At 52.5% G+C, this 10,470-nt stretch carries 7 protein-coding genes; 4 read left to right on the top strand and 3 right to left on the bottom strand.

Annotated features, from left to right (window positions below; all coding sequences use genetic code 11):
* Together AC06ND_RS08095 and AC06ND_RS08090 are read right to left on the bottom strand one after the other, a co-directional pair.
* The coding region (locus AC06ND_RS08095) for a family 43 glycosylhydrolase (protein WP_475678480.1) at positions 1–877 on the bottom strand (877 nt) is incomplete at its 3' end.
* Positions 878–904: 27 nt separating this feature from the next.
* A complete protein-coding gene (locus AC06ND_RS08090; protein WP_475678479.1) occupies positions 905–2,329 on the bottom strand; it encodes an MFS transporter in 1,425 nt (474 codons plus the stop codon).
* A gap of 253 nt (positions 2,330–2,582) precedes the next feature.
* On the opposite strand from AC06ND_RS08090, the gene AC06ND_RS08085 reads away from it, so the two are divergent.
* The 4 genes from AC06ND_RS08085 to AC06ND_RS08070 all read left to right on the top strand — a co-directional run bounded on the left by AC06ND_RS08085 (position 2,583) and on the right by AC06ND_RS08070 (position 6,927).
* On the top strand, positions 2,583–4,064 hold the full coding sequence (locus AC06ND_RS08085; protein ID WP_475678478.1) for a xylulokinase: 1,482 nt from the start codon (positions 2,583–2,585) through the stop codon (positions 4,062–4,064).
* A gap of 169 nt (positions 4,065–4,233) precedes the next feature.
* Positions 4,234–4,500 (top strand): co-chaperone GroES, encoded by a 267-nt coding sequence (locus tag AC06ND_RS08080; RefSeq protein WP_475678477.1) that lies wholly within the window; start codon positions 4,234–4,236, stop codon positions 4,498–4,500.
* A 12-nt stretch (positions 4,501–4,512) separates the two neighbouring features.
* The gene (groL, locus tag AC06ND_RS08075) at positions 4,513–6,138 is read left to right on the top strand and encodes a chaperonin GroEL (RefSeq protein ID WP_475678476.1); all 1,626 of its coding nucleotides are present in this window, start codon (positions 4,513–4,515) and stop codon (positions 6,136–6,138) included.
* A gap of 84 nt (positions 6,139–6,222) precedes the next feature.
* Positions 6,223–6,927 (top strand): alpha-E domain-containing protein, encoded by a 705-nt coding sequence (locus tag AC06ND_RS08070; RefSeq protein WP_475678475.1) that lies wholly within the window; start codon positions 6,223–6,225, stop codon positions 6,925–6,927.
* A gap of 82 nt (positions 6,928–7,009) precedes the next feature.
* On the opposite strand, the gene AC06ND_RS08065 is transcribed toward AC06ND_RS08070, so the two are convergent.
* Positions 7,010–10,282, bottom strand: coding sequence for a S41 family peptidase (locus AC06ND_RS08065; RefSeq protein WP_475678474.1), 3,273 nt, complete (start codon positions 10,280–10,282; stop codon positions 7,010–7,012).
* Between the last annotated feature and the right edge of the window lie 188 nt (positions 10,283–10,470).

Genomic DNA, 10,470 nt, shown 5'->3' with positions numbered 1-10,470 from the left:
GATACTCGATGATGGCGTGGTGAGTGGTCCAACCTACGACAGGAGTAAGGATTACGCCCTTGTATGTGAAAGGACCATATACATTGTCTCCGACTGCATAGCAGAGGAGATGGCTGTCACCGGTAGAATAGGTGAAGTAGTACTTGCCGTCCTTCTTGAAAGTCCAGCTTGCCTCGAAGAAGCGATGTGGATCGTCAGCTGTGAGAGGCTGTCCGTTCTCGTCAACCACTACTACAGGCTTAGGCTCCTCGCCGAACTGAAGCATGTCTGGAGAAAGCTTGACGACGCGGCTAGGAAGTGCAGGCTGCTTGCCGTGAGGGAGGTTAGGGCTGTCAGGAGTATTGTTCTTTGCAGGATCCTCGATGCCGATGTTGTCCCTGTAAGACTGAAGCTGTCCACCCCAGAGACCACCGAAGTACATGTAGTACTCACCGTTGTCCTTGAGGATAGCCATGTCGATAGAGTAGCTGCCGTGAACTGGCTCTGGCTGAGGGATGAAAGGTCCTTCAGGACGGTCTGCGATAGCAACGCCGTGACGGAACACCTCGTTCTTGTCCTTCATAGGGAAGAACATGTAGTACTTGCCGTCCTTCTCCTGAACGTCGCAGTCCCAGAGCTGGCGACCGTGCCATGCGATATCCTCGAGGCCGATGACCTTACCATGGTCGGTAACGGTACCTGTCATAGGGTCGCCGTCGATAGAGAGGACGTGGTAGTCCTTCATGATATACTGGTCACCGCTGTCGTCCTCGACATTTGAGTCATCCTCCCAGTCATGAGAAGGATAGATGTATATTTTTCCGTTGAATACGTGTACGGATGGGTCTGCCATATAGTCGGCAGGTAAGAGATATCTTTTTACGACTTTCTTTGCCATAGTGTTATAGTTTTTAGTGTATTAGTCTTATTTTGCCCTAGCCTCGATCTCCTTGTTGATCTCGTCCATCTTTTCGTCGCTGAGCTCATACTTGCTGATGATGAACATTGCGAGGAGGAGAAGGATTGCTGGGATTACGCATACGACCCAGAGGATACCCTGGAGAGCCTGTGGAGTCTGGGTTGCGTTTGCTGCGTTGAATCCTACGATTGCGAGAACGAATCCAGGAACTACGCCACCGAGTGCCATACCGGCCTTGAAGAAGATACCGGTGAGAGCGTTGACGATACCTGCGATGCGGCGTCCGGTAGTGTACTCGCCATAGGTGATGACCTCAGGAACGAGAGCCCACATGTAACCGGTTGCAACGATGATACCGGTGCTCTTCACGAACTGTGCGATGCAGAGGAGAACGATGTTGCTCTTGGTTGCCTCGATAGATACGAAGGTGTACATGAGTGCCATACCGATGACTGCGGTGATGAGGAACGCATAGAACATACCCTTCTTGCCGATCTTCTTCTTGATTGCAGGAACGAGAGGCATGAAGATGAATGCAGGGATGGTTCCGAGCCACATGAAGAGAGTGGTGAGGAATGGGGTTGCACCCACGTTATAGGTCATGAAGTATGCGTCTGCAGCGTTGCTGACTGACATCATGGAGAATGCTGTGATGAAGAAGAATGCAAGCACGCGGAGAGGCTTGTTGCGGAGGAACTCCATCCAGAGGTCGCTGACCTTTACGTTAGCGGCTTCCTTCTGGTCCATTACGACGCGCTCCTTGGTCTGCGAGAAGCAGAAGATGAGGAGAAGGAGACCTGCGATGCAGAAGATTGACATGGTGATGAACCATGCACCGGCAGCCTCAGGGGTGTTGGTCACAGCCTCCATCTTGTTGGTCTCAGGGTTGAGAGCCTTAGGGGCGAAGATGGCAATCACGAGCGGAAGTGACTTCACGATGATACCGCCGAGGTTTGCCATGAACATGCGGGTTGAGGTGAGGATGGTGATCTCGTCGGTGTCACGGGTGAGTGCTGAGTTGATCGCACCGTAAGGTACGTTCACGAGGGTGTAGCACATTGACATACCTACATAGGTGATGTAAGCATAGATGAGTGAACCGTTGAATCCGTTCCAGAAGCAGAGGATTGCGAGAACTGAAAGAGGAATACCGCCGAGGATGAGCCATGAACGATACTTGCCCCACTTGGGATTGCCCTTGTCTACGATGGTTCCTACGATAGGGTCCCAGAGGACGTCGACGATACGTACGACGAGGAACATGATTGCTGCTGCACCTGGATCAAGTCCGAAAACGTTGGTGTAGAAGAAGAGCAACCAGATGCTGACAGTCTGGTAGATGAGGTTCTGGGCGAGGTCTCCTGAACCGAAACCGATTCTTTGGAGCCAGCTGAGTTTGTAGAAGCCGTTAGCTTCGTTTGCGTTTGCCATAATAGTACTTGGTTATTTATTGTTTAAGATTTCTCCGTGTGGTCAGTCTATACAACATACAAATATAGCCAATCATAAACGGATTTCCAATATCTGCGGTGTCACCAATCTTAAAGAATCGGTCAAAGGCGGCAAAAAATGACCACGGAATGTCACATATTGCCCATATCCTTAAATGAGGCGAAGAAAGCTGCTGATATTGATACAAACAAAGAATTTATTTCGTAACTTTGAGAACTTAAACCATATAAAAATGTATTCACTCGGAATTGATATCGGATCATCATCTGTAAAAGTATCGCTCCTCGACATCAAGTCAGGAAGCTGCTGCTGTTCATCTACTAACCCTAAAACCGAAGCTCCTATCAAGGCACCTCAGAAAGGTTTTGCCGAGCAGGACCCAGAAATGTGGTGGGGATTCATCTGCGATGGCATCAAGGATATAGCCTCTCAGTTCAATATGGCTGAGGTAGTGTCTATCGGTATCACTTATCAGATGCACGGTCTCGTGGCTGTCGACAAGGACGTAAAGCCTGTACGTGACTCTATCATCTGGTGTGACTCAAGAGCCGTTGCCCTTGGCGCAGAGGCGCTCGAGAATATTGGTTATGACAAGTGCATGGACCACCTTCTCAACTCTCCAGGAAACTTCACCGCTTCCAAGCTCGCTTGGGTTAAGCGCAACGAGCCAGAGCTCTACGCAAAGATCTGGAAGTTCATGCTTCCTGGCGATTATGTGGCTTACAAGCTCTCAGGTTCAGTGGCTACTACTGAGACCGGTCTTTCAGAGCAGATTCTCTGGGACTTCAAGGAGGCACGTCGTGCTGACTTCGTAGCAGAATATTATGGAATTTCTCCGGAGCTCATCCCTGACATCGTACCTTCTATCGGCGTTGCAGCAAACACTGATGCTGCCACTGAGAAGCTCTTCGGTATTCCAGAGGGAACTCCTATCTCATACCGTGCCGGCGACCAGCCAAACAATGCATTCTCTCTCAATGTGCTCAACCCAGGTGAGATCGCAACCACCGGTGGTACCAGCGGCGTTGTATATGGCGTTACCGACGTTCCTAAGGCAGATGCACACTCACGCGTGAACACTTTCCTCCACGTGAACAACACCGCGGACGCTCAGCGTTACGGCGTGCTTCTCTGCATCAACGGTACCGGTATCATGAACTCTTGGATCCACAGGAACATCACCTCTCAGTACAGCTATGCTGAGATGAACGATGTCGCTGCACAGGCTCCTGCAGGTTCAGACGGTCTTCTCGTCCTTCCTTTCGGAAACGGTGCAGAGCGCGTTCTCGAGAACATGACCACAGGCGCTGCCCTCGCAGGTATCGACCTCGTTCGTCACAATGTATCTCACATCATCCGTGCAACCCAGGAGGGTATCGCATTCTCGTTCCGTTACGGTATCGACATCATGCGCGACCTCGGCCTCAACCTCAGCGTGATCCGTGCAGGTAAGGCTAATCTCTTCCTCAGCCCTCTCTTCCGCAGCACTCTCGCAACCCTCTGCGGCTCAAAGATCGAGCTCTACAACACAGACGGTTCACTCGGCGCTGCTCGTGGCGCTGCTCTCGGTGCAGGCTTCTACAAGACTCCAGAAGAGGCGTTCGCAACCTTGACCAAGGTTGACGAGATTCTTCCTGAGCCAGAGTGGGCAGAAGCTCTCGAGGCTGCTTACCAGAACTGGAAGAAGGAGCTTGAGAGACATCTCGACAAGTAATATCTAATCGATATCTCGGACTATATGTCAAGCCCGACCAGAAATGGCCGGGCTTTTTGTTCCCATACTGACATTTTGTCACACGCGCACGCGTTGGCACTCGAATTGATTCCAACTCTTGCCGTCGGGAGTTCCGACTAGAATGATAACAATTAAAAACAGATAAACTATGATCAAACCTTTAGCAGACAGAGTTCTTGTCGAGCCTATGGCGGCTGAGACAAAGACAGCAGGCGGACTTTTCATTCCTGACACCGCCAAGGAGAAACCACAGCAGGGTACCGTAATTGCGGCTGGCCCAGGCAAGGCTGACGAACCTATGGAGGTCAAGGTCGGCGACGTCGTCCTCTACGGCAAGTACGCAGGTACCGAGGTTTCTTTCGAAGGTAAGAACTACCTCATCATGAAGCAGTCAGACATTCTTGCAACTCTCTAAAAAGACAATCTTATGGCAAAGGAAATCAAATATAATTCAGACGTACGCGCCGAGATGAAGAAGGGCGCAGACGCTCTTGCAAATGCGGTGAAGGTCACCCTCGGCCCTAAGGGACGCAATGTCATCATCGACAAGAAGTTCGGTGCACCTCACGTAACCAAGGACGGTGTTACCGTCGCAAAGGAGATCGAACTCGAGAATCGTTTCGAGAACATGGGCGCACAGATGGTCAAGGAAGTGGCTTCAAAGACCAACGACCAGGCCGGTGACGGTACCACAACCGCTACCGTTCTTGCGCAGGCTATCATCAACGTGGGCCTCAAGAACGTAACCGCAGGCGCCAATCCAATGGACCTCAAGCGTGGTATCGACAAGGCTGTCGCAGCCGTTGTCGCTAACCTTAGGGAGCAGAGCCAGGAAGTGGGCGAGGACTACAAGAAGGTTGAGCAGGTAGGTACCATCTCAGCAAACAATGATCCTTTCATCGGCAAGCTCATCGCAGATGCCATGTCTAAGGTAAAGAAGGACGGAGTCATCACCGTGGAAGAGGCCAAGGGCACCGACACTGAGGTGAAGGTCGTTGAGGGTATGCAGTTCGACCGTGGGTATATCTCTCCATATTTCATGACAAACGGTGACAAGATGGAGGCTGTACTCGACGAGCCTTGCATCCTCGTGACCGACAGGAAGATCTCTACCATGAAGGACCTTCTTCCTATACTCGAGCCAGTGGCAAGGGAGGGCAGGTCTATCCTCATCATCGCCGAGGACGTAGAGGGTGAGGCACTCACTACTCTCGTGGTCAACAAGATGCGCGGTGCGCTCAAGATTGCAGCAGTCAAGGCACCTGGATACGGCGACCGTCGTAAGGAAATGCTTCAGGACATCGCTACCCTCACCGGTGCGATCGTGGTTTCCGAGGAGCGCGGCTTCACTCTCGAGAACACCACTCCTGATATGCTCGGAAAGGCAGAGAAGGTGGTCATCACCAAGGACAATACAACAGTAGTAAACGGTTGCGGCAATCCTACCGAGATCCGCGAGCGTGCAGAGCTCATCCGCAAGCAGATTGAGACCACTACTTCTGAGTATGACAAGGAGAAGCTCCAGGAGCGCCTTGGCAAGCTCGCCGGCGGCGTGGCAGTCCTCTATGTGGGCGCAGCTACCGAGGTTGAGATGAAGGAGAAGAAGGACCGCGTAGAGGATGCTCTCAGCGCTACTCGTGCAGCGGTGGAAGAGGGTATCGTACCGGGCGGTGGCGTCGCTTACATCCGCGCACTTTCAGCCCTCGACGGTCTCAAGGGCGAGAATGACGACGAGACCACAGGTATCAATATCGTGGCAAAGGCCATCGAGGAGCCTCTTCGTCAGATCGCGACCAACGCAGGCGTAGAGGGAAGCGTCATCGTCAACAAGATCCGCGAGGGTAAGGGTGACTTCGGTTACAATGCCCGCACTGGCGAGTATGTCAAGATGTTCAAGGCCGGTGTCATCGATCCTACCAAGGTCGCTCGTGTGGCTCTCGAGAATGCAGCTTCAGTGGCAGGCATGTTCCTCACCACAGAGTGTGCAATCGCTGACATCCCAGAGAAGGAACCTGCAGTACCAGCCGGTGCAGGAATGGGCGGAATGATGTAATTGTTAGCACAATATGTGAAAATGGCGGTAGTCTATTATGATTACCGCTATTTTTTTTATATTTGTGCAAACAAATTAACTAATATGCCAAAGAATGTAATATCTCTTACCAAAGAGAAAGAAAATAGCCTCTATTGGCTTGGCCGCTATATGGAGAAGGTCTATCTCCAGATCCATAATCTCTGCCGCTGCCAGGAACTTCTTGACGAGGGAAAGCCTCAGGACTATACGAAGTATTATGAGCTCATAGGTTCGTCTATCGAGTATCATGACAAAGCCGAGGCACGTTCTGGTCTCATGTACGACAGCAGGAACACCGAGTCTGTGATCACTTCGATCATCAAGGCAAGCGAGTATGCTGCAAAGCTCGAGGACGAACTTGTTTCCTACAACAAGTATTATATCAAGGAGACCCTCGATCTCATGACCAGGAATGCCAATATCGGCAAGGACCCTCACATGGAGGATCTTCAGCAGGCTGCTGACCTTGCGCTCGCATTCTGGGGCTCCATCGATGAGAGGATATATGATCAGGAACTCAGGTCTCTTCTCTTCGTGGGTAAGATCGTCGAGCACATCGTGATGTGCATCAAGATGCAGTACAAGTACTATCGTATCGAAGAGGCTTTCGTGCGTCTCGAGTGGATCGCGGCGAGACTTCCTGAGCTCTTTGATCCTAAGGTGCTCTCTGAGATCTCATACCTTCTCGCAGAACCTCAGTACTGCCCTAAGGTCGAGTCATACAGAAAGCTTGTTGCTGACATGTTCAACAGGCTCATCAAGGCGTAATCCATATACCTATATAATAATAGGGTCCGACCATCCGGTCGGACCCTGTTTCTTTTACCCCGCTGCTGTCGCAGTTGCCTTTCTACCTGATCTCAGGAAGTCCGAGATCCTTGAACGTCCTCGGAGCAGGAACTCCAGGGAGCGGCTTGCGATTCTTGATCTGGTCGAGAGCGACGCGGATCGCCTCGTCGAGCTGCTCGTCTATACCAGCTGCTTCCTTGACAGGGTCGTTGTCGAGTACGATATCAGGATCCACGCCGTGGTTCTCCACTATCCACTGTCCTGTCTTCGCGTCGTAGTTGGTGAAGAAAGGAACGCGGACGTCGGTTCCGTCCATGTATGGGAGTGATCCGCTGATGCCGACGATACCGCCCCATGATCTGGTGCCGATGATGGTTCCGAGACCGGTTGCCTTGAAGCTCCATGGGAAGAGGTCTCCGCCGGAAGCGGAGTACTTGTTCACGAGGAGTACCTTCGGACCGGTGTGCGTACCCTCAGGTATGGTCCCTGTCTGCGAAGATGTACGGTACATGGTGAGACGGTAAGCCTCGCGCTGGAGTCTCTCGATGACCATAGGCGAGATGTTTCCGCCGCCGTTGGCGCGGTCGTCGATGATGAGTGCTTCCTTGTCGAGCTGAGGATACCAGTACCTCACGAACTCGTTGAGACCTTCTGCGCTCATGTCAGGAATATAAATGTAGCCTACCTTACCGCCGGACTTCTCCTCGACCGTGCGGATATTGTTGAGCACCCACTCATAATGGTAGAGCGGATATTCGTCAGCGATAGGACGTACGACTACCTTCTTTCCGCCGGCAGCGGCGCTGGTGTTGACGGTGAGTTCGGTGAGAACGCCGGCCTTGCCCACGAGGAGCTCATAGATGTTCCTCACTCCGTCCACAGGAACGCCGTCGATTGCGGTTATGAAGTTTCCAACCTCCACGCCAATGCCAGGCTCTTTCAATGGAGAGCGGAGCTTCTCTTCGTATGGCGCGCCTTCGAGTATCTTGTCGATCCTGAAATAACCGCTGGCGTCCTTCGAGAGTTCGGCGCCGAGAAGTCCCATGCTGATTCTTGCAGGCTTGTCGTATTCGCCAATGGTCACATAAGCGTGTCCGCAGCCAAGCTCGGAAATCATTTCACCTATAATATAATTAAGGTCGAGTCTGGTCTTTGCGTATGGTACGAGGACCTCGTACTTCTCCTTGATGGCCTGCCAGTCGCGTCCATGCATGTTCTCGAGATAGAAGCCGTCCCTGAACGCTCTCCACACCTCGTCATAGATCTGTGCCCACTCCGCAGAGTAGTCCACGGTCGCGATCATGTTGCTCATGTCCACGCTGTCGTCAGAGCGCACCTTTCCGGCAGGGAAATCAACCACTGCACCGCCGCGCCCCTTCATCAGGAGGGCCTTCTTGTCGCCATACCTGTATGAGATGGAACCGTCTGCACAGTTGTCGTCCTTCTGGGTGCTGAGGTCGAACACGTTGGTTCCGCGTCCGCTCGGATACCAGATCTTCTTACCGTCGCAGAATACGCTGCCTCTTCCGGATGCGTTGATAGGGAGCTTGATGATTCTTTCGCAGAGTCCGTCGGTGTCGATCACCATACCTGGCTTTGCGGCAGGTGCATCGGCTTTGGCGCCTTTCTTCGAGGCCTTCTTCTCAGGCTCAGTCTTAGGCGCGTCCTTCGGTCCTTCCTGAACTCCTATTCCGTCGGTAGGAAGGAGAGGGGAAGGGGTGTCCTTCGATAGCATCGCCATATACATTGCGCTCATGTTGGTATAGGCGTAGTTCCACTCGACCCTGCTGTAGATAGGGTTGAGGTCGCGGTCCGAGCTGAAGAGGAGATACTTGCCGTCGGTGCTAAACACCGGTGACGAAGAGTTGTACCATTTCTCGGTGACAGGATATTCCTTGTCCTGGGCGATGTTGTAGACGTATACTATGCTCATCTGGTTCGCAGCCGGCTTGGTGTAGGTGAGCCACTGACTGTCCGGAGAGTAGGCAACGCCGTAGAACTCAGCCTCTGGGCAGGTCATCACGACTCTCTTGCTCTTGGCCGCTGGATCTACCTCCACGAGCCTGTTCTTCCTGTCGGAGTAGAGTATCTTCTTTCCGTCAGGGCTCCACTGGAGGCTTCTGATGTAGGTGTCGTTGTCCTTGGTCAGCTGTACAGGGGCCTTAGTCTCGTCCTCGGTACTCTGGAGCCATATCTCAGTCTCGCCCGTGATGTCGCTTATGTATGCTATGCTCTTTCCGTCAGGACTCCATACCGCACCTCTGTCGTTTGCGTTCGGTGTGCGGGTGATATTGCGGGTCACGCCCTTCGATGCTGGCACGTCGAATACCTCGCCTCTTGCGGTCACAGCGAGTCTCGAACCGTCAGGAGATATGCTGACGGAGCTGGCATTGCCGCCGACGTTCTTTCTCACTGGACGAGAGTAGATATTGTCGGAGCTGATAGTGATGCTGACCTTCTCAGCCTTGCGGCTGCGTGGGTCGAGCTTCCAGATATAGCCGGCCTGCTCGAACACGATGCTCTTGCCGTCGGTGGAAGGGAACTTCACGTCGTAGTCCTTGAAGTCGGTGACCTTCTCCGTGCGCTTGGTCTTGGTGTCATAGACGAAGATGTTCATGATCATGTCCCTGTCGGAAGCGAAGAAGATCTGGTCGCCTATCCACATAGGGAAGATGTCCTGCGCGTCGCATCCGGGAGTGATGTTCTCCACCTTGCTGCCGTCCCAGATCCAGATATCGTCGGCCATTCCGCCGCGGTAGTACTTCCATGTGCGGAATTCCCTCATCACCCTGTTGTATGCGAGCTTGGTGCCGTCAGGGGAGTATGAGCAGAAACCTCCTTCCGGGAGCGGGAGCTTCTCCGGCATGTCGCCTTCGGTGCTGACGCTCCAGAGATTACCTGCAAATCCGTCGCTTATCCTGTTCCTGTAGAGTATGCTCTTGCCGTCAGGTGCCCATGCCGTGACGATGTTGTTCGGGCCCATGCGGTCGCCGAGTTCGTCGCGTTCGTTGGTGGAGGTGTAGGTGAGTCGCACAGGTTCGCCGCCTTCTGCCGGCATGAGGTATACCTCCCTGTTGCCGTCATATTCACCGGTGAAGGCTATGCTCTTGCCGTCAGGAGAGAATCTGGCGAACATCTCGTAGCCCTTGTGGGAGGTGAGCCTCCTTGCCTCTCCGCCGTTGGCGCTTACCTTATATAAGTCGCCCGCGTACGAAAAGACGATTTCGTTTCCGTTAGTCGCAGGGAATCGAAGCAACCTGGCCTCGTCTCCTGATGCATTTGCCGTCGCCATGACTGCGAGCGACAATGCCGCGATTGATAATAGCTTCTTCATATATCATATAGTATTATTCCGTGTCTGATTACGCCGTAGGGCGAAAAGTTCTTAAAGGTACGAAAATTTTTTAGAGTTTTTTCTAAAATAAATTTGCAGGTTAAAATTAAATGTCTACCTTTGCAATCCCTTCTGAAAACGAGGGGTAAACAACTAACAAGTTCATTGAAAAGACTGGAAGAACAAGT

Source organism: Candidatus Cryptobacteroides sp., from assembly GCF_056207615.1.
Note: the sequence above shows the minus strand (reverse complement) of the source record. Positions and strands in the feature narration are given on the sequence as shown.

Excerpts from the sequence above, each read along its gene's own strand:
- groL (WP_475678476.1), top strand. The coding sequence starts at position 4,513 with ATGGCAAAGGAAATCAAATATAATTCAGACGTACGCGCCGAGATGAAG.
- AC06ND_RS08090 (WP_475678479.1), bottom strand. The coding sequence starts at position 2,329 with ATGGCAAACGCAAACGAAGCTAACGGCTTCTACAAACTCAGCTGGCTC.
- AC06ND_RS08070 (WP_475678475.1), top strand. The coding sequence starts at position 6,223 with ATGCCAAAGAATGTAATATCTCTTACCAAAGAGAAAGAAAATAGCCTC.
- AC06ND_RS08080 (WP_475678477.1), top strand. The coding sequence starts at position 4,234 with ATGATCAAACCTTTAGCAGACAGAGTTCTTGTCGAGCCTATGGCGGCT.
- AC06ND_RS08065 (WP_475678474.1), bottom strand. The coding sequence starts at position 10,282 with ATGAAGAAGCTATTATCAATCGCGGCATTGTCGCTCGCAGTCATGGCG.
- AC06ND_RS08085 (WP_475678478.1), top strand. The coding sequence starts at position 2,583 with ATGTATTCACTCGGAATTGATATCGGATCATCATCTGTAAAAGTATCG.